The following is a 21,195-nucleotide window of genomic DNA, read 5'->3' on the forward strand; positions in this document are numbered from 1 at the left end:
GTCGCGGAGAGGGTATGACATGAGTGGCCAAATCATCGGACAGCTGATCCTGTGGCTCATTGTGGCGGTGGTGGCTATCGCCATCATCTACTGGGTGATGCAATGGCTCTACCGGCGCTCGACCAAGGAGATCGCCTTCGTCCGGACCGGGTTTCTGGGCGAGAAGGTGGTGATCGACGGCGGCGCCTTCGTCTGGCCGATCATCCACGACATCACGCCGGTCAACATGAACACGCTGCCGCTGGCGGTGGCGCGGACCCGCGAGCAGGCGCTGATCACCAAGGACCGGATGCGCGTCGACGTGGAGGCGGAGTTCTACGTCAGGGTCCGGTCGGACAAGACCTCGGTTTCCATGGCCGCGTCGACGCTGGGCCGCAGGACGCTGGAATCCGAACGGCTACACGGGCTGCTCGCCGGCAAGTTCGAAAGCGCGCTGCGCGCCGTCGCCGCCGAAATGGCGATGAGCGAGATGCACGAGAACCGCGGCGCCTATGTCGCGCGGGTCAAGGAGCAGGCGCAGGAGGATCTGGAGAAGAACGGGCTGGAACTGGAAAGCGTCGCGATCATCGACATCGACCAGACGGCGCTTGAATATTTCAACCCCTCGAACCGATTCGACGCCGAGGGCCTGACCTCGCTCATCAAGGATATCGAGGAGCGGCGGAAGCTCAGGAACGACATCGAGCAGGATTCGATGATCAAGATCCGCTCGCGCAATCTCGAAGCCGAGAAGCAGGTGCTGGAAATCGAGCGCGAGAGCGAAGAGGCACGCCTGAGCCAGGAACGCGACGTCGAAACCCGGCGCGCCCAGCAGCGCGCGGAGCTGGCCCGCGAACGGGCCGAGCGCGAGACCGAGGCGGAATCGGCGCAGATCTCGGCGCAGGAGGCGATCGAGAAGGCGCGGATTTCCAATCAGCGCGCCGTGGCCGAGGCCCGTATCGCCTCGGAACGCGAGGTGCGCACCCGCGAAATCGCCCGCCAGAAAGAGATCGACGCCGAGGAAATCGCGGCGCAGCAGGCCACGGAAACGGCGCGCATCCTGCAGGAACGCGCGGTGCGCGAGGCGCGCATCCTCAACGAGCAGGAGACCGAGGCGAAAGACATCGAGCGCCGCCGGACCATCGACGAGGCCGAGATCGCGGCCCGCGAAGTGACCGAACGCGCCCGGATCGCGCAGGAGAAGGCGCTGTCGGAGGCGCGGATCGCCAAGGAGCGCGAAACCCAGGCGCTGGAGATCGAGCGGCAGAAGTCCATTCGCGATGCCGAGATCGCCGCCAACGAGGCGAACGAGAAGCGGCGGATGGCGCAGGACCTGATCCTGGCGCAGACCCGGATCAAGGGCGAGGAGGACATCCGCCAGCGCGAGATCGCCCGCCAGCAGGCGCTGGACGAGGCGGAGATCGCGGCGCGCGAGGCCGTGGAGCGGATGCGTATCCTTCAGGACGCGCAGATCAGCGAATCCCGGATCGCCGAGGACCGGCGCATTCGTGAGCTGGAGATCGAGCGAAAGCAGGCCGTCGAGGCCGCCGAGATCGCCGCCGACGAAGCGGTCGAGGCCGCGCGCATTGCCCGCGAGAAGCAGATCGCCGCGACCCGGATCGAAGCCGATGGCGAGACCACTTCGAAGGAGATCGCCCGGAACCGGGCCATCGACGAGGCGCGCGTTGCCGCCGACGAGGCGGTGGAGCAGGCGCGGATCGCGCAGAAACGCGCCCTGGAAGCCGAGCGCATCGCCGCCGACCAGGAGGTGCGCGCCAGGGAGATTGAGCGGGACCGCAAGCTGGAAGCGGCCGAGATCGCCCGGCGCGAGGCCGTCGAGAAGGCGCGTGTCGCCTCCGAACTGGCGCTGGAGCAGGAACGCATTGCCAGTCAGAAGGCGCGCGAGGTGACCGATATCGAGCGCCGCCGCAGTGTCGAACAGGCCGAGGAGAAACGGGTCGTCGAGCTTGCCGGGACAAAGGCCGAGCGCGCCGCGGCCGAGGCCAGCGTCCGCGAGGCCGAGATCGCCGCCCAACGCGCGATCGAGGTTGCCGAAGTGGAACGCGACAAGGCGCTGGAAACCGCGCGGCTGGAACGCCGCCGCGCGCTGGAACAGCTTGAGGTCGCCCGCGTGCAGACGCTCCGCGAGGCCGAGATCGCCAGCCAGGAGGAAATCGAGCGGGCGCGTGTCGCGTCCGAGCGCGGTCTCGACGAGATCCGGATCGACCACGAGACGGTGCGCCGCAAGCTGGAGGTCGGGCGCGAGCAGAACGTCGAGACGGCCCAGATGGAGAAGGCCATCGCGCTCTATCAGAAATCGCTGGAGGAGAGTGCCGCCCGCGCCGAGGCAGATGCCGCCCGCGCCCGTGCCGCCGAAGCCGAGGAAAAGGTCAAGACGGTGCGCGAGACCGAGGCCGCGAACCGCCGCAAGTCCGTCGATGTGACGATGGCGGAGAAAGCGGCGGAGGAAGCCCGCCTGATCGCCGAGGGCGAGAAGGTGCGCAAGGCTGTCGAGGCCGAGGCCCAGAAGCTTATCAACGAGGCCGAGAACGTGCTGACCGATCCGGCGCGGACATCGCTGTTCCGCCGCAAGCTTCTGGAGCATGTCGAGGGGATCGTCTCCGCCTCGGTAAAGCCGCTGGAAAAGATCCAGGATATCAGGATCATGCAGCTTGATGGCGTGACCGGGGGCAGTGGAAGCCGGGATGGCAGCCCGACCGACGAGGTCATCAACTCCGCGCTGCGCTACCGGGTGCAGGCGCCGCTGATCGATTCGCTGCTGTCCGATATCGGGATCGAGGGCGGAGGGCTCGCCAAGCAGGGCGGGCTGATCCGCGAAGCCTCTGACATGCAGCGCATCACGGACGCGGTGCGCAAGGCGTCGGGTGTGGGCGGCGACGGGCCGCCAAAGGACGACGGCGGTTCCTCTGGCGGGCGGGGCGAGAAGTAGATGCCGCGCGTATATATCTCATCGGTGATCGACGCCCCCGCCGACCGGGTCTGGGAACGGGTGCGCGACTTCAACGCGCTGCCGCGCTGGCACCCGCGCATCCGCGACAGCCGGATCGAGAACGGCGAGCCCTCCGACCGGGTGGGCTGCATCCGCGACTTTCACCTTCAGAACGGTGACCGCATCCGGGAAAAGCTGCTGGGCCTCAGCGATTACGACATGTTCTGCACCTATTCGATCCTCGAAAGTCCGATGCCGCTGACGGATTACATCGCGACGCTGCGGCTGACCCCGATCACCGATGGAAACCGCACCTTTGCGGAGTGGACGGCGGAGTTCGACTGCGACGACAGCGAGGCCGAGGGGCTGGTGGGCGGAATCGGCAACGACGTCTTCCAGGCGGGGTTCGCGGCACTGCAACGGAGCCTGGCGCGCTGATGGTGAAGATCGTGAAAAGCACGGTTCTTGACGCCCCGGTCGAGGAGGTGTGGGAGGTTCTGCGGGACTTCAACGGCCATGACGAATGGCACCCCGCAGTCGTCGACAGCAAGGTCGACCGGGGCGAGCCGTCCGACAAGGTGGGCTGCGTGCGGCGGTTTCACCTGACCGACGGATCGGAACTGCGCGAGCAGCTCCTGACGCTTTCCGATGCCGACATGGCGTTCAGCTACTGCCTGCTTGAGACGCCGGTGCCGCTTCTGAACTATGTCGCGCATGTCCGGCTTGCGCCGGTGACGGACGGGGACCGGACCTTCTGGCACTGGGAGTGCCGGTTCGACACGCCGAAAGGCCGGGAGAGCGAACTGAAAGAGATGGTGGCCGAGAACATCTATCAAAGCGGGTTCGACGCGGTGCGGGACCATATGGGACTGGAGGGATCATGACGGTTGTCGAAACCTATCCGACGCTCGATCAGGCGGCACGCGCCATGGGCGGCGATGCCGCCTTCCTGGGCGGCGGGACGCTTGTGATGCGGGCGGTGAACGAGGGCGTGGCTCCGGCGCGGCTGATCCGGGTGACCGGGCCGGGTCTGAGCGAGCTGCGGGTGTCGGGCGACAGCGTCCGGATCGGCGCGGGCGTGACGATGGCGGACGTGCTGGCGAGCCGCGATCTGGAATTCCTCCATCCGGTCGCGCGCGTGATCGGCGGGCCGCAGGTGCGGAACATGGCGACGGTGGCGGGCAACCTCTTCGCCGCGCATCCCTTTGGCGATTTCGCCGCCGCGCTGCTGGCGCTCGACGCGCGGGTGATCGGCGCGGGGCAGGGCGGCGCGCGCCCCGTGGCCGACGTGCTGCGCGACCGCGCGCGCGCCGGGCTGGTCGCGGCCATCGAGGTGCCGCGCCCGCGCGATCCGAAAGCCTTCGGGTTCCTCAAGGTCAGCCGGGTCAAGCCCAGGGGCGTCTCGATCCTGTCCATCGCCGCGTATCTGCCGCGCGAGGGCGGCCGCATCCGGGGCGCCCGCGTCGCCTTTGGTGCGATGGGACCCGTGCCGCTGCGCTCAAGCGGTGCAGAACGCGCGCTGGAGGGCCAGTCGCTCGGCGCCGCCGCGATCGACAGCGCCGCGTCGGCGGCGACCGAGGGGCTCGACCCTCCGACCGACGAGATCGCAAGCGCCTGGTACAGGAAGGAAGTGGCGGGCGTGCATCTGAAGCGGCTGCTGACGGATATGGAGCGGCGCTGATGGCGAAAACACCGGTGACATTCACCCTGAACGGCCAGTCGAAATCGGCCTTCGCCGACCCGGGCCAGAACCTGCTCGACTTCCTGCGGCGCGGCGTCGGCGACCTGACGCCCAAGTTCGGCTGCGGGCAGGGCACCTGCGGCGCCTGCACGGTGACCATCGACGGTGAGACACGGCTTTCCTGCCTCGTTCTGGCGGAAACCGTCTACGGGCGCGAGGTCGGGACGGCGGCGGGGCTGGCGGATGGCGCGGCGCTGGACCCGCTTCAGACGGTGTTCATGGAACATTTCGCGGCGCAGTGCGGCTATTGCACGCCGGGGATGCTGGTCTCGGCGCGGGCGCTGCTCGACCGGAACCCGCGCCCGAGCCGCGAGGAGGTGATCGAGGCGATCTCCGGCAATCTCTGCCGCTGCACGGGATACGAGCCGATCATCACCGCAATCCTCGCCGTCGCTGAAGGGAGGGCGCGCGCATGAACGACATGACCACGAGCGGACCCATGGTCGAGTTCCGCAAGGATATCTTCGCCGACGAACGCGACGACAACCTGAACGAGATCGGCAAACCGACCCGGCGGCAGGATATTCCGGGGCACGTCACCGGACGGTCGCCCTTCTTCGACGACCACCTGTTCGACGGGCTTCTGCACATGCGCTGCGTCCGCTCGCCGCATCACCACGCGCGCATCCGGAGGATCGACACCTCGGTCGCCCAACGGATGCCGGGCGTCGTCCGGGTGCTGACCGGGCGCGATGTGCCGGTAAACCTGAACACGCTGCTGTCGCTGCTGGATTTCGGGCTGGATGACGAACCGATCCTGTCGGAGAAAAAGGTGGCCTATCGGGGCGAACCCGTGGCCGCCGTCATCGCCCGGAGCGAGGCCGAGGCGCGCGCCGCCGTGGCCGAAGTCGAGGTGGACTGGGAGGTGCTGCCGCACGTCTTCGACGTCGAGGAGGCGATCAAGCCGGGCGCGCCCGCCGTGCTGGAGATCTATCCGAACAACACGTTCGTCTATCACGGCAAGTACGATCACCAGAAGCTCCGCTACGGCGAGGCCGATCGTGCGCTGGCCGAGGCCGATCACGTGATCGAGGGCCGCTATCAGATGTCGCCCATCGAGCAGGCGCCGATCGAGACCTGCGGCGCCATCGCGGCGCCCGAGCAGAACGACCGTTACGTCTGCTACACTTCCACGCAGGCCCTGTTCTTCTCGCTCGGGACGGCGGCGAAAGTGCTGTCCATGCCGTCCTCGCGCCTTCATTTCGTCGGCGGCACGGTGGGCGGCGGGTTCGGCGGCAAGGTCGATTCCGTGCACGAACCGCTCGCGATCCTCGGCGCGATTCTGACCGGGCACCCGGTGAAATACGCCTGGGACCGGGCGGAGGAGATGCAGGTCGGCGCGCCACGCGGGGCCGAACGCTGGTACATCACCGACGGGGTGATGAACGACGGACGGATCGTGGCGCGCAAGTTCACCGGTTATTTCGACGCCGGCGCCTATACGCGGCTGTCGTCCTACGCGATCATCAAGGGCGTCGGCCACCTGCCCGGACCCTACACGATCCCCAACGTCTCGGCGAATGTCTACTGCGTCTACACCAACCGCACGCCGGCGACGGCCATGCGCGGCTTCGGGATCACCGGCGTCGACTTCGCCATCGAGGCGCATATGGACAAGGTGGCCGAGGCGGTGGGCCTGAACCCGGTCGAACTGCGACTGCTCAACGCCTATCGCGACGGCGACATGAAGGCGCATCGGCGGGTCGCAAAGAACTGCGCGCTGATCGAATGCGCGCAGGTGGTGGCCGAGAAGGCGGGGATCGCGCTTTCGCCCGAGATGAAGGCGGCGTCTTCGCTGAAGGATGGCGGCGGCGCGCGGGGGGAATTGCCGCGCCGCACCGCGACCGACGAGGACGGGCGCGTGGCGGGTTTCGCGGCAACCAGCTACGCCCGCAAGGAAGGATCTGCATCCGCGCCGCAACCGCATCCGCCACAGTCCCCGGCCGTGCCGTCCCGGCCGCAGGGGTCGCAACCCGCGCCTGCGGTGACCTCCGGTCAGCGCCCACCCGCCGGGGGCTCGATGCCCCCGGCGGGTGGCTCTCCGTCCGCGACCCCGCAACCCGAGAAGGCTTCGGCCCGCAAACCCGCCCGCTCCGGCGCGATGCGATTTTCGTCCCTTTCCGGGTTCAGGAGGCGCTGATGGCCATTCACAAGGGCCGCGGTTTCGCGGCGATCAACTATCCCATCGGCATGAATCTGGGCGGCGACCCGAGCCAGGCGCTGGTGCATTCCAACCCCGACGGCAAGTTCACCGTGGCGCTGTCGGCGATCGACCTCGGCCAGGGGATGAAATCCGTGACCCGTCAGATTGCGGCGGAGACCCTGGGCGTGCCGGTGGAAGACGTCTATGTCGACACCGCCGACAGCGACACCGGCCCGCATGACATGGGGAGTTTCGCCAGCCGGGGCACGCACCGGATGGGGAACGCGGTCATCCGGGCGTCGGAGGAAGCGCGACAGGTGATGCTGGAGGCGGCGGCGGAGGAGCTCGAGGTCGACGCGGGCGACTTGGTGACCGATGGCAAGGGCAATATCCACGTGAAAGGCGCGCCCTCGCGCTCGATCACGACGATGGCGGCGGCGCAGGCGGCGCAGTTCAGACAGGGGCGGACCATCGCCGGGCGGGGCATCTTCCTCATCCCCTTGTCGGCGGTCGATCCCGAGACCGGCGAGATGTCGCCCGTGACCACCTTCGCCCACGCGGCGATGCTGGTGACGGTAGAGGTCGATGACGAGACCGGCGAGGTCGCGGTCACCGATATGCAATCGGCCTACGAGGTGGGGCGCGCGCTCAACCCGAAGCTGGTGGAGCAGCAGCTTCGCGGCGGTGCGTGGATGGGGATGAGTCACGCCGCCTGGGAGACGACGGAGCCCTACTACCCGGCACGCGATCATTTGCCCGAGGATTTCAATAGCTACCTGATGCCCGGTCCCGGCGACCTCGCCCCGCATCATATCAGCATCCTCGAACGGCCCGCCGAGGATGGCCCCTATGGCGGCAAGGGGCCGGGCGAGATGTGCGCCAATCCGGTGCTGCCCGCGGTGGTCAACGCGGTCTATGACGCGGTCGGCGTCAGGATCGACGAATTGCCCGTGACGCCGGAGAAAGTGCTGCGCGGCATCCGGGCGAACGGCGGCGCAAGGCCGCGCCAGGCGCTCTGATGGCCGTCCGGCGAAGCATACAGGGTATCGACGGGCCGGAACCGCTGGCCCGGCTTCTCGGCGATGCCCAGTATATCGCCGATGACGGGATTTCGACCGCCGCCTACCTGTCGCTCGCGCTCGGCAAGCCGCTGTTGCTCGAAGGCGCGCCCGGCGTCGGCAAGACCGAAGCGGCCAAGGCGCTGGCCTCGGTTCTCGGGCGTGAACTGGTGCGGCTTCAGTGCTACGAGGGGATCGACGCGGCGGCGGCGATGTACGAATGGAACTTCCCGCGCCAGATGCTGGCGATCCGGCAGGCGGGGGAAGATTACATCAACCTGTATGACGACCGGTTCCTGATCGCGCGGCCGATCCTCCAGGCCCTTGAATCGCCGCGCGAGCGGGTGCTGCTGATCGACGAAATCGACCGGGCGGACCACGAATTCGAGGCGTTCCTGCTGGAGTTCCTGTCGGATTTCACGGTGTCGATCCCCGAGCGCGGCACGGTCCGGGCGGAGGAACCGCCGGTCGTCATCCTGACCTCCAACCGGACGCGGGAACTTCACGAGGCGCTGCGGCGGCGTTGCATCTATCACTGGATCGGCTATCCCGACCCGGATCTGGAAGCCCGGATCGTCATGATGCGCGCCTCCACCGTCGCCGAGGACACGGCGCGCCGCGTCGTCGCCGCCGTGGGCGCGCTGCGGGCCGAGCCGCTGGCGAAACCGCCGGGGGTGGCGGAGACGGTCGAATGGGCGGAAGCGGCGACGCTTCTGAATCGGCGGGGCGATGGCTGGCCGCGCGCTTTCGCGCGGGCGGTGGGCGTGGTGCTGAAGGATCAGGACGATCTGGACTATATCGCGCCGCGCCTCGACGCGATCCTTTCGGAGAGCGCGGCATGACCCCGCGCGCGCTGGACCCGTTCCTCGACTTCCCGCAGGCGCTTCGGGCGGCGGGATTTCCCGCCTCGCCCGACCGGACGGAAACCTTCATCACCGCCGTCGGCCTGCTGGGTCCGACGGGGATCGACGATATCCGCCGCGCCGCCCACGCGGTCTACGGACCCGGACCGGAGCGCCAGCCGATATTCGACACCGTGTTCGACATGGTGTTTCTCGGCCGCCACCTCGCCGCGCCCGTGCCGGGCGAGCCGGAGGATCTGCCACAAAGTTTCGATGCGGGCGCCTTCGAAGACTTGCCGGTGCCCGACGACGAAGACCCCTCGGGCGGGGAGGCGACGGCGGCAGAACGGCTTTTCGCCCGCGCGATCGCGGCGGGGGACGAGGATGCCGGCTTGCGCGCCTTCATGCGCGCGCTTCCCGAGCGGCTGCCGCGCAGGCGGTCCCGCCGGAGGATGCCGGGAAAGGGGCGGTTGCCCGATGCACGCCGTGCCTTCCGGCAGATGTTGCGCCGGGATGGCGAGATCACGCGGCTGCCGACGCAGCGCAGGATGACGCGCGAGCGGCGCGTTCTGTTGCTGATCGACGTCTCCGGCAGCATGAAGGACGGCACCGACGGCGCGCTCCGCCTGGCCCACGCGCTGCAACAGGGGGGCGAGCGGGTCGAATGCTTCACGCTCGGGACGCGGCTGACGCGGGTCACGCGCGCACTTGGGCACAAGAACCGCGACCAGGCGCTGACGCTGGCGTCGGGGCTGGTCGCCGACTGGGACGGTGGCACCCGGCTGGGCGAGGCGCTGGCGGTGTTCCTGTCGATCCCGCGCTTCGCCGCCCATGCGCGGGGGGCGCTGGTCATCGTCGTCTCCGACGGGCTGGAGCGCGGCGGGCCGGAGGCGCTGGTCGCCTCGATGGAGCGGCTTTCGGCGCTGGCCTGGTCGGTGCTCTGGCTCTCGCCGCTGGCCGCCGATCCCGCCTATCGGCCGGAGACCGGGGCGATGCGGGCGATCCTGCCCTTGCTCGACCGGCTCGGCGACGGCAGCACGCCGCCCGCCATCGCCTCCGAAATTCTCGATTTCCGGAAAGGATTGCGCTGATGGACATTGTCGACGCCCATTTCCACGTCTGGCGGCAGGCCGACCTGCCCTGGCTGACCGGCCCGGTGCAGCCGCGCATCTTCGGGCCATACGAGCCGATCCGCCGGGATTACCCGATGTCGGAATACCTGCGCGACATCGCCGGGACCGGCGTGACCAGATCGGTCTATGTGCAGGCGAACTGGCCCACCGAAAAGGCCGAGGACGAAGCCGCCTGGATCGAGAGCCTGATCGCCGAGACGGGCTGGCCGCACGGGCTGGTGGCCTATGCCGACATGACGGTGCCGGATGTGCGCCCGGCGCTCGACCGGATGATGCGGTTCCCGCATCTGAAAGGCATCCGCCAGCAGTTCCACTGGCACGAGAACCCGACCTATCGTTTCGCGCCGCACGCCGATCTCTGTCGCGATCCGGCGGTGCAGAAGAACGTCGCGCGCCTGGCCGATTACGGGCTGGTTTTCGATCTTCAGGTGTTCGACGACCAGATGGCGGGGGCCTGCGAACTGGCCGATGCCTGTCCGGACGTGACCTTTGTCCTGCAACATTCCGGGATGCTGGAGGATGTGTCCGACGCGGGCCGCGCCAGGTGGCGGCGCGCGATGACCGGGCTGGCGGAGCGGCGGAACGTCGTCTCCAAGCTCTCCGGCTTCGGGACGTTCCAGCATCGGCTCGACCCCGGCCTGATCGGCTGGCTGACGAGTGAGACGGTTACGATGTTCGGTGCGGACCGTTGCCTCTGGGGATCGAACTTTCCCATCGAGAAGCTCTGGACGGACTACGCCGCGCTGATCGGGGCGCATCGCGCCGCCGCTGGCGGTCTGAGTGCCGCCGAGCGGGACGCCATTTTCAACACGACCGCAGCCCGGGTCTACCGGCTGACGTGACAGGGAGGAGACGCCTATGGGCCTGGAGATCAAGATACTCGACTATGGCGACATCGAACTCGAATCGAGCTTTCTGGTGCTGGGCCGCGATTGCGGGCGCGTGCGCCGGGTGCCGGTCTACGGCTTCCTGATCCTCGGCGGGCGCTACCCGATCGTCGTCGATACCGGCTATCGCGACAACGCGATCATGGAAACGCTCGGGATGCGGGGCCTGCAGTTCCACGAGAACATGATCGAGCGGCAGCTGGCCAATCACGGGGTCAAGCCGGGCGACGTGCGCTACGTTCTTCACACGCATCTTCACATCGACCACGCGGGCAAGGACGACCATTTCCCGATGAACACGACCGTGGTCATCAACCGGCGCGAGCTTGAATACTCGGTTTCGGGCCTGATGCATCCGCAATACCCCAAGCCCGACATCATTCACCTTGTCGAGCGGCTGCACCATCCGGGCGCGCTGAGGCTTGAGGACCTTGAGATCTCGGGGCCGGTGGAACTTGTTCCCGGCGTCTTTCTCGAAGCGGCGGGGGCGCATACCGAAGGGTCGATGAACGTGCATGTGGACACGGACGAGGGCCGGGCGACGATCTGCGGCGACGTGATCTACGACTTCAACGACCAGATCATCAGCCCGATGCGCTCCTTCGGACCGGAGGAATACCAGGTCACCGGCAATCACGGCGGGTCCAAGCGCGGTGAAAAGGGCGCGATCCGCAAGCTGATGTATTCCGGCGCGAAGTTCCTGCTGCCGATCCACGACAAGCCGGCCAGGGTCGAGCACGGCCAGGTCGTCGGGCGGCTCGACATGGCCGTTCCCGGCCCGATCAGCCAGTCGGTGCCGCGCCGCGACTGGTTCCCGGCCTGAGGAGGACAGAATGGCACATGAAGCCCTTGATTCCGCCTTTCGCAACCTGATCGACGAACACGCCCCCGTCCGGCAGGCGGGGTCGGGATTCACCTTCACCGAAGGTCCGATCTGGCATCCGGTCGAACATTACCTGCTGTTTTCGGACATGCCCGCCGACATCCGCCGCCGGCTCGACAGGTCGGGCGTGCGCGAGGTCATGAACCCGTCCCACAAGGGCAACGGGATGACCTATGACGCGGATCTCAACCTTCTGGTCTGCGAGCATGCGACCTCCAGCGTCACGCGCTTCAGCCCCGACGGGCGGCGCGAGGTACTGGCGTCCCACTTCGAGGGGCGCGAACTGAACTCGCCCAACGATATCGTGGTGAAATCCGACGGCTCGATCTGGTTCACCGATCCCTGGTATGGCCGGATGCCCCATTTCGGCGTCGAACGGCCGCGCGAACTGGGCTGGCAGGGGGTGTTCCGCCTTCCGCCCGGACACAGGCCGGGGGACGAGCCGCAACTGGTGGTGGACCGCTACCTGTTCACCATGCCGAACGGGCTTTGCTTCTGCCCCGACGAGTCGAAGCTCTATATCAACGATACCGAGCAGGCGAATATCAGGGTGTTCGACGTCGATGGCGGCAAGCTGTCCAACGGCCGCGTCTTCGCAAGCGGCATCCGGGACAGCCTGAAACCCGGCGTCCCGGACGGGATGAAATGCGATGCCGAGGGCAATGTCTGGGTGACCGCGCCCGGCGGGCTTTGGGTCTATAATCCCGCCGGCAAGCCGATCGGCAAGGTCTCGCTTCCCGAACTTCCCGCCAATCTGCACTGGGGCGGCGAGGACTGGCGCACGCTCTATGTCGCCGCTTCGACCAGTGTCTATTCGGTGCCGGTGAAGATTGGGCCGCGGAACGAACCGTTTATGCGCGCCCGGTATCGTCCCGGCCCTGCGGTGTCTACGCCTTCGGGACAGGAGGGCGACGCCCTTCGGCTTGACGCCTCCCGCTGCGCGCTCATAATCCAGGACATGCAGAACGACGTGGTGATGGACGGGGGCGCCTTTGCCGCCTCCGGCAGTCCGCAGCACTGCAAGGACCAGAACGCCATCGCCAATGTCGTGAAACTTGCCGCGCGCTGCCGCGACCTGGGCATTCCGGTGATCCACGTGCATTTCCTTGTTCATCCGGGCGCGCCCGGTCTCACGCTGAACGCGCCGCTTTTCGAGGGCGTTCTCGACGAGACCGCCCTGGTCCGGGGCACCTGGGGCGGCGCCCCTGTCGATGACCTGATGCCCCAGCCCGGCGACCACGTGGTCGAGAAGATGCGGATGAGCGCTTGGGAGGGCACCTCGCTCGAAACCATCCTGAAGGCCGAGGGTCGCGACATCCTGATCGAGACCGGCGCCTGGACCAACATGTCGATCGAACACACGGCTCGGACCGGCGCCGACAAAGGCTATGTGATGGTGATCCCGGAAGATGGATGTTCGACGATGAACGCCGACTGGCACCGCGCGAGCATCGACTACGCGATGCAGAATGTGGCGCTTGTCACGAAGACCGCGGACGTGATCGAAGCCCTGTTCTGATCTCCCGATGCCGGTGCGCCGGTGCCGAGCCAGGCACCATATGAAGTAAAGGGAATTTCGGCTATCGCAACCGAAGGTCCGCATCGGCAAGTCCGGTCAGGCGATCACGATACTGGAAAGATTGTCCTGAAGCGACTTGATCCGCCGCACCGCCTGCGGCAACCCTCGCTGAAAATCGCGAATGAACCCGATGTCACCGACCGGGCGCATTCTCGGAATACCACGCCGCCGGGGCCATCTCCGGTGTCTACATGTTGCAAACTTTCCGCTACAAATACCTGCACCATGCCGGTGGCCATGACCCCGAACCGTATGATCAGGAGGCCGATCCCGAAGAAATGAGCAATGTCGCAGCCGATCCGGCCTATGTGCAGATCCTGAACGACCTCCGCGATCAGCTCTCGGGCATGATCGATCCGGAAGAGATCATTACTCGCGAGGCCGCGAACAACACACCGGTTCCCGGCGAGGAACCGGAAATCGTCAGATAGGTAAACGCACCCAATGTACAGGATTCGACTGTTTGCCACCCGACACGCCCGCGCATTCGAATGGCTCTATGCCGGCCTCGAACGCGTCATGATTGCCGCCGATCCGGTGTTTCGCCGGATAGGATACCAGCGTATCGAACGCCCGGTCGCCCTGATCGAACGGGCGGCAAAGGGCCTGTTGTTCGATTGCAAGATGTGCGGGCAATGCGCCTTGTCCTCGACCGGCATGTCATGCCCGATGAATTGCCCCAAGACCCTGCGCAACGGCCCCTGCGGCGGCGTGAGACCTGGCGGCTATTGCGAGGTCAAGCCGCAGATGAAATGCGTCTGGGTCCTGGCGTGGGATGGCGCATCCCGCATGAAGAACGGCGACCGGATCGGTGAGGTCCTGCCCCCCGTCGATCACACGCTGAAAGGGTCTTCGGCCTGGCTGCGGGTCTCGCGCGAGAAAGCCGCCAACCTGCGATCCGCGACAGAGGCCGCGCGAACGGTCGTGGCACAGAGTTTCCCGGCGGCGCGCAGAAACGAACCTTCGACGGCCCCCCTCGCGCCCGAACCGCCGGCGGCACAGGGGAGGACGGAAGCATGACGGAAACGCTTTTCGGCGCACCGCCACGCTATCCGGACGTTCCGGACGGCCAGGTGTCGGGCAGTCGGCTCGAAAAGGCATTGCGGGCCGGAAAGTTCGTAATAACCTCTGAACTGAATCCGCCGGACAGCGCCGATCCCGATGACGTCTATCAGGCGGCCCAGCCCCTGGGCGAAGTCGTCGACGCGATCAACGCGACTGATGCGTCCGGCGCGAACTGTCATATGTCGTCGCTCGGGATCTCTGCGCTTTTGTCGCAGTCAGGATACGATGTCGTCTACCAGGTCTCGTGTCGCGACAGGAACCGGATCGCGATCCAGGGCGACGTTCTCGGTGCCGCGGCGCTTGGTGTGCGAAACGTGTTGTGCCTGACCGGCGACGGGGTCGGCGCCGGCGATCAACCCGGCGCGAAGCCCGTTTTCGATTTCGATTCGATCTCGTTGTTGCGCACCTTGCGGACAATGCGCGACCAGGGTGTGTTCCTGTCGGGACGAAAGATCACCCGTCCGCCGAAGCTCTTTCTGGGCGCCGCGGAAAACCCCTGTGTCACGCCGCACGAATGGCGCCCGGAACGATTGGCCAAGAAGGTCGAGGCGGGTGCCGACTTCATCCAGACCAACTACATCTATGACGTTCCGCTTTTCGAGAAGTTCATGGCGCGGGTCCGCGATCTCGGGCTCGACAAGCGAGCGTTCATCCTCGCCGGGGTCGGACCGATCGCGTCGGCCAAGGCCGCGCGGTGGATCAGAAGCAACGTGCCGGGCATTCACATTCCCGATGCCGTGATCGACCGCGTGGAACAGGCGGAAAAACCGGCGGAAGAAGGCAAGAGAATCTGCGTCGAGCTGATCCAGCAGATCCGCGACATTGCGGGGGTCGCGGGCATTCACGTCATGGCCTACCGGAAAGAACACCTCGTTTCCGAAATCATACGGGAAGCCGGCGTCCTGCAAATGGGGCGCCGGAAAATCGCTCAGCCCACATAGAACGGGTCGGCCCTGGCCGGGCTGAAGGCAAAGTCCCGGCCCGACATCCCGCCTTTCCGCGCACCTTCCTCGCCCTTGTGGATCCCCAGGTCTTCCCGGATGGTGACGATCACCCGAAGCCGGTCGGGCGTTTCGGGATCGACCGCGGTGGGATCGTCCGACGGAACCACGAAACCGGCGCGCTTGCCCCTTCGGCCGAGTCCTTGAAGCCCCTTGCCGTTCATGTTGTAGTTCGATCCGAACAGGGGAGGCAGGTCTTTGCCGGTCGATGCACGACAGCCGGTTGACGAAGGGTCCGCGGTGATCCGCGACCTCTACAAACGCGACGGGCGGCGGGTTTACGCGGCCCTTGTTCGGCTCCTTGGCGATTTTGATCGGGCGGAAGAGGCCACGCAGATCGCGTTCCTGGCGGCCGCGTCGCGCTGGCCGGCGGAAGGGGTTCCGCGAAAACCTGTCCAGTGGCTGATCTCTGCGGGCCGCTTCCGCATGATCGACCAGATGCGCCGGGATCGGCGTATGACGCAATGGAGCGACGAAGCGGAGCGGGCGGTCGAACGCCTCGAGCTGCAACAGGATCCGGAAACGATCGAAGACGACCGGCTGCGCCTGATCTTCACCTGCTGCCACCCGAGCCTGTCTGAAGAGGCGGCGGTGGCGATGACGCTCCGCGAGGTCTGCGGACTCGCGACCGAGGCCATCGCCAGCGCCTTCCTGGTGGCCCCGCCGACGCTCGCCCAACGGATCGTCCGCGCAAAGTCGAAGATCCGTGACGCGTGTATTCCTTACGAGGTGCCCGATACCGACGAGTTGCCCCGGCGGCTTGATCGGGTGCTCCGGGTCGTTTATCTCGCCTTCACCGAAGGGCATTCGAGTTCCGGCGGCGAGAACCTCGTCCAGGCCGACCTGATGGCCGAAGCCATCCGGCTCGGACGCCTCATCCTGAAGCTGCTGCCCGAGGCCGAGGTGCAGGGGCTGCTGGCGCTGATGATCCTGCAACATGCGCGGCACGCCGCGCGCATGAGCCCCGGAGGCGACCTGATCCCCCTCGACGAGCAAGACCGCGGCCTCTGGGACCATGCGGCGATCGCCGAGGGAGCGGAACATGCCCGGCAGGCGCTCTTGTCGGGGCGGAGCGGACCTTACACGCTTCAGGCGGCGATCGCCGCGTCGCACGCCGAAGCGCCACGTTTCGAAGATACGGACTGGGCCGAGATCGCAGGTCTCTATGCGGCCCTTCTCCGGATCGAGCCGAGCCCGGTGATCGCGCTCAACCACGCCGTCGCCATCGCGATGCGCGACGGTCCCGAGACCGGGCTGGCGCTGATCGAACCGCTTCTCCAGGCGGATCGGCTCGGGCGTTACCATCTCGCCCATGCCGCTCGCGCCGATCTGCTGCGTCGCATGGGCCGCACCGATGCGGCCCGCCAGAGCTACGAGACGGCGCGGGACCTGGCCACGCAGGAGGCCGAACGGCGTTTCATCACCCGCCGGCTGGCAGAAATCGGCCCATAAGAAAAAAATTCTCACCCTGTCGATTTGACCGTCCTCCGTTCGACTATTCTGTAGGCCGGCCCCACGGCCGTTCCAGAAAAGGAGACGCGCCATGAAATACCTTTGCCTGGTCTATCTCGACCGGGAGAACTGGAGTTCCTGCCCCGACGCGGTCTGCGCGGACTACGTGCAGCACCTCGTCGAGAACGGCAACTTCGTCGCCGGAGATCCCCTGCACCCGGTCGAATCCGCCACGACCGTCAGGGTTCGCAACGGGAAGACACAGCTCTATGACGGTCCCTTCGCCGAGACGAAGGAACTGCTGGCCGGGTACTACATGCTCGACGCCAGGGATCTGAACGATGCCCTGCGGCTCGCCGCGGGCATTCCACCCGCAAAATACGGTTCGATCGAAGTCAGGCCGGTCCGGCAACTCGACCTCGGAGACACCATATCCGACAGCCAAAGCTAAGGAATTCCGATATGCCCAACACCATACGTCTTCACCGGGTTTTCGCGACCAGCCCTGAAAAGCTCTACCGCGCCTTCACCGAAGGCGACGCGATGGCAAAATGGCTCCCGCCCGACGGCTTCACCTGTACCATCGACAGTTTCGACGCGCGGGTCGGAGGCCGCTACCGCATGCGTTTTCGCAATTTCACCACCGGCGACAGCCATGCCTTCGGCGGCGAGTTCGTCGAGATCATACCCAACGAGAAACTCGTCTATACCGACCGCTTCGACGATCCGAACCTGACGGGCGAGATCCTCGCGACCGTCACGATCCGCCCGGTTTCCGTCGGAGCCGAACTCAGGATCGTGCAGGAGAACGTCCCCGACCCCATTCCGGAGGAGGCCTGCTACGCTGGCTGGCAGCAGTCGCTCGTCAATCTCGCACGGCTCATCGAGCCGGACATTCAACAGTAGCAATTCAGGAGAGCCTGATATGAAACCGACGATCTATCTGTTTTTCAAAGGAAACTGCCTGGAAGCCATGCAGTTCTACGCCGACACGCTGGGCGGTGAGATCACCGGCATATTCAGAAACGGCGATGCGCCGAACCCCGAGCACCGGATGCCGGGCGGTGACGATCTGGTGATGAACATGGCGATGTCGTTGGACGGCGCGACCGTCATGGCCTCGGATTCGCCCGACGCGTGGTACCAGAAGCCTCAAGGCTTCAGGATCTCGATCCCGACCGAAACGCGTCCGGAGTTTGACCGGATCTATGCCGCGCTCGCGGACAGGGCCGAAAACGTGGCGATGGAGCCGGACGAGACCTTCTGGGCCGACCGTTTCGCCATGCTGACCGACCGCTTCGGAACGCCCTGGATGCTCATGTTCGAGGGGTCGAAGAAGCAATGACCATCGCGAAGAACACCATCTGTCTCTGGTATGACAAGGACGCCGAGGAGGCCGCGCGGTTCTATGCGTCGGTCTTTCCCGACAGCGCCGTTCACGCGGTCCACAGGGCACCGGGCGATTTCCCCGGCGGCAAGGCGGGCGATGTGCTGACGGTCCATTTCACCGTGCTGGGCCTTCCCTGCCTCGGGCTGAACGGCGGGCCCGCCTTTCCCCAGAGCGAGGCGTTTTCGTTCCAGGTCGCAACCGACGACCAGGAGGAAACCGACCGATACTGGGACGCCATCATCGGGAACGGCGGTTCGGCGAGCGAATGCGGCTGGTGCAAGGACAAATGGGGCCTGTCGTGGCAGATCACGCCACGCACCCTGACCGAAGCGATGGCCGCGGGCGGCGCCGAGGCACAGCGCGCATTCTCGGCGATGATGACCATGAGCAAGATCGACGTGGCAACCATCGACGCGGCCCGGCGTGAATCCGAGGCCGAACATGAACAGAAGGGAGCGCCGGGGGTGTTCACATCTCACTTTCCGTGACGCTGCATCGGTTCTTGGATGGCCGTTTCGAGGACCCCCGTTGCGTCGAAGCACCTGACCGGGAGTGCGCCCTGGTTTCGACCGGGGGCAGGGCGGCGGTCGCGCCGGCCTTGTGACGTTCGACCGACGGCGGATCGGAACAATCCGGTGCGGCCCCGGCGGCAGGGCAGGGCGGTGAGGAAAACCCGCTTTGGCAGCGGAAGCTCTTGAAGGCGCCGCTCATGGCATCGCCTCGGTCTCGTTTCGCACCGCACCTTCGAGGATGTGCCGCGCCTGCGCGACGATGGCGTCCAGACGCGCGGCGGCGGGCGGGACATCCTGTATGGCGCCCGCACCCTGACCGGCATAGAGCGCCATCGCCTCCAGGTCGCCGGTCGTCGTTCGCAGGGGCGAATCCGTGCTGTAGCGCAGGCGTGGCTGATCGCCGTCCCAGGCGATGGCCTCGCGCGGCAGGCTGTCGGGATCGTGGCCCAGGTAATGCCCGTCCAGCCCCTCGGTCACGCTGTTGGCGATCACCCGCACCGCCGCGCCCTTCGGCCAGTTCAGCACGAAGGCGTCGGTCAGCACCGTATCCGCGCCCGTGGCCTCGACGACGCGGGACTTGTGATAGGGGTGGGCGAAGGAGTCTTCGGTCGCCAGAAAGGCGGTTCCGCATTGCACGCCACCGGCGCCAATCGCCAGCGCCGCGGCAAGGCCCTCGCCGGTCGCGATCCCGCCAGAGACAACCACCGGCAGATCGGTCCGTGCGAGTATCTGTTCCGCCAGCGCGAAGGCGGGACTTCGCCCATGCACGTGGCCGCCCGCCTCGACACCCTGCGCGATGATCACATCCGCCCCGGCCTCTTCGGCCATTCGCGCCGCCTCGACCGTGCCGACCTGGTGCAGGACAAGGCAGCCCGCCTGTTTCGCGCGGGCCACCACGTCCGGCATCACGTCCCAGAAAAAGCTGAAGGCCGGCACGCCGAGATCGAGGCAGCAGGCGATCTGCGCGTCGAGCAACCCCGGCTCGGTCGCCGCCGGGATCAGGTTTACGGCAAAGGGCAGGTCGGTCGCGCGCCGCAGCGCGGCGACCTCGGCGGCGATCAGGGCCGGGTCTTCGCGCACCATGCCCAGCATCCCGTAACCGCCCGCATTGGCCACGGCGGCGGCCAGTTCCCAACGGGAAACCCCACCCATCCCGGCCAGCAGCACGGGCTGGTCGCATCCAAGCAGATCGCAAAGCGGCGTTCGCAGAGACGGTTCAGATTGCCGGCCCGCCATCTTCTTCCTCCCGTAGCAGCCATCGGCGCAGGTAGTCCCGCAGCACGATGGCGTTGTTGTGATCCTCGTTCTTCGAAGCATAGAGCAGCGTGACGACGCCCTCGCGCGCATATCCGGCAAGTTCGCGGACCAGATCGTCATGGGCGGCAAGTTCCGCCTCATAGCGCGTGGTAAACGCCTGCCACTGATCGGAATGGTCGTGGAACCAGTGCCGTAACGCGTCGCTCGGTGCGATCTCCCGGCACCAGTCAGACAGCCGGGCGCGGTCCTTCGCCACGCCGCGCGGCCAGAGACGGTCGACCAGTACCCGCCTGCCGTCCGACACCCGCGCCGCGCGATAGATCCGCTTGACGCGGATGCGGCCGCCGGGGGTGTCGGGGACGGGCGGTCTTGGCGGCATCAGCTGTCCCGCTTGTCCGTGTCGCCGATCACCTCCACCGCCTTCAGCGCATGGGCCCAGGCCGCGCCGGCGCGCATTTCCGCGGCGACCCAGATCGCCTCCATGACCTGTTCGCCGGACGCGCCCGCGCGCCGGGCGGCCTTGACATGGCCCTCGATGCACCATGGGCATTGGGTCACATGCGCGACGGCCACCGCGATAAGCTGCTTGGTGCGCGCATCCAGCGCGCCCTCGGCGAACACCGCTTTGGAGAAGGCGCGGAAGGCGTCCTCGGCATCCGGCGCCAGGGCATGACGCCGGTCGACGAGCGCCGCGGTCGGCTTGGGGAGGTGCAGCTCAGACATGGCCTGCCCCCCGGATTTCGAATTGCGGCAACGACACGCCGTTTTCCAGCGGGATAAGGGCCACGAAGCCGTCAAGGACATCTTCAGGCCCGGCATGGAGCCGCGTCCGGCTTCGGCGGGCGTCTTGCGGGGGTATCGGCTGTATCATGTCGTTCTCCTTCGGTCAGAGCAGGGACGGAACGGTTCGGGGTTTCGCGTCCTCGACCGCCATATGCAGCGAGCGGGCGATCCGTTCGGCGCGTTCGATGACATGCGCCGCACCCTCGGGCGGGCAAGTTTCGGTGGCGGTTTCGCGGAACAGCGACAGCCAGCGGTCGAAATGCGCCCATTCCACCGGCAGACCCGCATGGGCCGGCACCGGGGCGCCGTGATAGCGGCCGGTCATCAGCGCGACCGAGGACCAGAAATCGACCATGCGGTTCAGGTGCGGACCCCAGTCGGAAATCCGGGCGGCGAAGATCGGGCCAAGCACGGCATCCGCGCGGACCTTGTCATAGAAGCGATGCACCAGGTCGGTCAGCCTTGCCTCGTCCAGTCCGGTCCGCGCCATGATCTCGGCGGTCATGCGCGGGCGGGCGGAGATGATCCGTGGGGCGTCGG

General features: G+C 66.8%; 25 protein-coding genes and 1 pseudogene. 20 read left to right on the forward strand and 6 right to left on the reverse strand.

Features of this window, described 5'->3' with window-relative positions:
* Positions 1 to 19: 19 nt before the first annotated feature.
* The 15 genes and pseudogenes from QO034_RS16170 (at position 20) to QO034_RS16240 (ending at position 15,201) form a co-directional block, all read left to right on the forward strand.
* Complete coding sequence (locus QO034_RS16170) at positions 20 to 2,929, forward strand: flotillin family protein (RefSeq protein ID WP_284486566.1); 2,910 nt, start codon at positions 20 to 22, stop codon at positions 2,927 to 2,929.
* Positions 2,930 to 3,367 carry an SRPBCC family protein gene (locus QO034_RS16175; protein ID WP_284486567.1) on the forward strand — a complete coding sequence of 146 codons (438 nt, stop codon included), beginning with the start codon at positions 2,930 to 2,932 and terminating at the stop codon, positions 3,365 to 3,367. It abuts the gene before it with no gap.
* Positions 3,367 to 3,813, forward strand: coding sequence for an SRPBCC family protein (locus QO034_RS16180; RefSeq protein WP_284486568.1), 447 nt, complete (start codon positions 3,367 to 3,369; stop codon positions 3,811 to 3,813). The genes QO034_RS16175 and QO034_RS16180 overlap by 1 nt, the downstream gene beginning before the upstream one ends.
* The gene (locus QO034_RS16185; RefSeq protein WP_284486569.1) at positions 3,810 to 4,610 is read left to right on the forward strand and encodes an FAD binding domain-containing protein; all 801 of its coding nucleotides are present in this window, start codon (positions 3,810 to 3,812) and stop codon (positions 4,608 to 4,610) included. Before QO034_RS16180 ends, QO034_RS16185 begins: the two co-directional genes overlap by 4 nt.
* The gene (locus QO034_RS16190) at positions 4,610 to 5,086 is read left to right on the forward strand and encodes a (2Fe-2S)-binding protein (protein WP_284486570.1); all 477 of its coding nucleotides are present in this window, start codon (positions 4,610 to 4,612) and stop codon (positions 5,084 to 5,086) included. Before QO034_RS16185 ends, QO034_RS16190 begins: the two co-directional genes overlap by 1 nt.
* Complete coding sequence (locus tag QO034_RS16195; RefSeq protein WP_284486571.1) at positions 5,083 to 6,810, forward strand: xanthine dehydrogenase family protein molybdopterin-binding subunit; 1,728 nt, start codon at positions 5,083 to 5,085, stop codon at positions 6,808 to 6,810. The genes QO034_RS16190 and QO034_RS16195 overlap by 4 nt, the downstream gene beginning before the upstream one ends.
* Positions 6,810 to 7,832, forward strand: a complete 1,023-nt coding sequence (locus tag QO034_RS16200) for a xanthine dehydrogenase family protein molybdopterin-binding subunit (RefSeq protein WP_284486572.1) — start codon at positions 6,810 to 6,812, stop codon at positions 7,830 to 7,832. The genes QO034_RS16195 and QO034_RS16200 overlap by 1 nt, the downstream gene beginning before the upstream one ends.
* A complete protein-coding gene (locus QO034_RS16205) occupies positions 7,832 to 8,713 on the forward strand; it encodes an AAA family ATPase (protein WP_284486573.1) in 882 nt (293 codons plus the stop codon). Before QO034_RS16200 ends, QO034_RS16205 begins: the two co-directional genes overlap by 1 nt.
* Positions 8,710 to 9,804, forward strand: a complete 1,095-nt coding sequence (locus tag QO034_RS16210) for a vWA domain-containing protein (protein ID WP_284486574.1) — start codon at positions 8,710 to 8,712, stop codon at positions 9,802 to 9,804. The genes QO034_RS16205 and QO034_RS16210 overlap by 4 nt, the downstream gene beginning before the upstream one ends.
* On the forward strand, positions 9,804 to 10,688 hold the full coding sequence (locus QO034_RS16215) for an amidohydrolase family protein (protein WP_284486575.1): 885 nt from the start codon (positions 9,804 to 9,806) through the stop codon (positions 10,686 to 10,688). The genes QO034_RS16210 and QO034_RS16215 overlap by 1 nt, the downstream gene beginning before the upstream one ends.
* A gap of 16 nt (positions 10,689 to 10,704) precedes the next feature.
* Complete coding sequence (locus QO034_RS16220) at positions 10,705 to 11,556, forward strand: N-acyl homoserine lactonase family protein (protein ID WP_284486576.1); 852 nt, start codon at positions 10,705 to 10,707, stop codon at positions 11,554 to 11,556.
* A gap of 10 nt (positions 11,557 to 11,566) precedes the next feature.
* Positions 11,567 to 13,135, forward strand: a complete 1,569-nt coding sequence (locus QO034_RS16225) for an isochorismatase family protein (RefSeq protein WP_284486577.1) — start codon at positions 11,567 to 11,569, stop codon at positions 13,133 to 13,135.
* A 221-nt stretch (positions 13,136 to 13,356) separates the two neighbouring features.
* A pseudogene (locus QO034_RS16230) lies at positions 13,357 to 13,626 on the forward strand (sulfatase/phosphatase domain-containing protein); the annotation flags it as partial.
* Positions 13,627 to 13,639: 13 nt separating this feature from the next.
* Complete coding sequence (locus QO034_RS16235; RefSeq protein ID WP_284486578.1) at positions 13,640 to 14,215, forward strand: methylenetetrahydrofolate reductase C-terminal domain-containing protein; 576 nt, start codon at positions 13,640 to 13,642, stop codon at positions 14,213 to 14,215.
* Entirely contained in the window at positions 14,212 to 15,201 is a 990-nt protein-coding gene (locus tag QO034_RS16240; protein ID WP_284486579.1) for a methylenetetrahydrofolate reductase, read from the forward strand. The genes QO034_RS16235 and QO034_RS16240 overlap by 4 nt, the downstream gene beginning before the upstream one ends.
* Here QO034_RS16240 and QO034_RS16245 read toward each other — a convergent pair.
* The gene (locus tag QO034_RS16245; protein ID WP_284486580.1) at positions 15,189 to 15,425 is read right to left on the reverse strand and encodes a hypothetical protein; all 237 of its coding nucleotides are present in this window, start codon (positions 15,423 to 15,425) and stop codon (positions 15,189 to 15,191) included. The genes QO034_RS16240 and QO034_RS16245 overlap by 13 nt on opposite strands.
* Positions 15,426 to 15,459: 34 nt before the next feature.
* Between QO034_RS16245 and QO034_RS16250 the strand changes: the two genes are divergently transcribed.
* The 5 genes from QO034_RS16250 (at position 15,460) to QO034_RS16270 (ending at position 18,591) form a co-directional block, all read left to right on the forward strand.
* Entirely contained in the window at positions 15,460 to 16,713 is a 1,254-nt protein-coding gene (locus QO034_RS16250) for an RNA polymerase sigma factor (RefSeq protein ID WP_284486581.1), read from the forward strand.
* Positions 16,714 to 16,804: 91 nt separating this feature from the next.
* Positions 16,805 to 17,164, forward strand: a complete 360-nt coding sequence (locus QO034_RS16255; RefSeq protein ID WP_284486582.1) for a YciI family protein — start codon at positions 16,805 to 16,807, stop codon at positions 17,162 to 17,164.
* An 11-nt stretch (positions 17,165 to 17,175) separates the two neighbouring features.
* Positions 17,176 to 17,619, forward strand: coding sequence for an SRPBCC family protein (locus QO034_RS16260; RefSeq protein ID WP_284486583.1), 444 nt, complete (start codon positions 17,176 to 17,178; stop codon positions 17,617 to 17,619).
* A 19-nt stretch (positions 17,620 to 17,638) separates the two neighbouring features.
* On the forward strand, positions 17,639 to 18,058 hold the full coding sequence (locus QO034_RS16265) for a VOC family protein (protein ID WP_284486584.1): 420 nt from the start codon (positions 17,639 to 17,641) through the stop codon (positions 18,056 to 18,058).
* Positions 18,055 to 18,591 carry a VOC family protein gene (locus QO034_RS16270; protein WP_284486585.1) on the forward strand — a complete coding sequence of 179 codons (537 nt, stop codon included), beginning with the start codon at positions 18,055 to 18,057 and terminating at the stop codon, positions 18,589 to 18,591. The genes QO034_RS16265 and QO034_RS16270 overlap by 4 nt, the downstream gene beginning before the upstream one ends.
* Before the next feature lie 219 nt (positions 18,592 to 18,810).
* Here the strand turns inward: QO034_RS16270 and QO034_RS16275 are convergent, their stop codons facing one another.
* From QO034_RS16275 to QO034_RS16295, 5 genes are read right to left on the reverse strand one after another with little or no spacing between them, the layout of a single operon-like run.
* Complete coding sequence (locus tag QO034_RS16275; protein WP_284486586.1) at positions 18,811 to 19,851, reverse strand: NAD(P)H-dependent flavin oxidoreductase; 1,041 nt, start codon at positions 19,849 to 19,851, stop codon at positions 18,811 to 18,813.
* Entirely contained in the window at positions 19,832 to 20,251 is a 420-nt protein-coding gene (locus tag QO034_RS16280; RefSeq protein ID WP_284486587.1) for a DUF488 domain-containing protein, read from the reverse strand. The genes QO034_RS16275 and QO034_RS16280 overlap by 20 nt, the downstream gene beginning before the upstream one ends.
* A complete protein-coding gene (locus QO034_RS16285; RefSeq protein ID WP_284486588.1) occupies positions 20,251 to 20,595 on the reverse strand; it encodes a carboxymuconolactone decarboxylase family protein in 345 nt (114 codons plus the stop codon). Before QO034_RS16285 ends, QO034_RS16280 begins: the two co-directional genes overlap by 1 nt.
* On the reverse strand, positions 20,588 to 20,743 hold the full coding sequence (locus QO034_RS16290; protein ID WP_284486589.1) for a hypothetical protein: 156 nt from the start codon (positions 20,741 to 20,743) through the stop codon (positions 20,588 to 20,590). The genes QO034_RS16285 and QO034_RS16290 overlap by 8 nt, the downstream gene beginning before the upstream one ends.
* Before the next feature lie 15 nt (positions 20,744 to 20,758).
* Positions 20,759 to 21,181: a group III truncated hemoglobin gene (locus QO034_RS16295; RefSeq protein WP_284486592.1), complete on the reverse strand. Its 423-nt coding sequence runs from the start codon at positions 21,179 to 21,181 to the stop codon at positions 20,759 to 20,761.
* Positions 21,182 to 21,195: the final 14 nt, after the last annotated feature.

The sequence above is a fragment of the Sedimentitalea xiamensis genome (genome assembly GCF_030164465.1).
In the GTDB taxonomy this organism is placed as follows: domain Bacteria; phylum Pseudomonadota; class Alphaproteobacteria; order Rhodobacterales; family Rhodobacteraceae; genus Sedimentitalea; species Sedimentitalea xiamensis.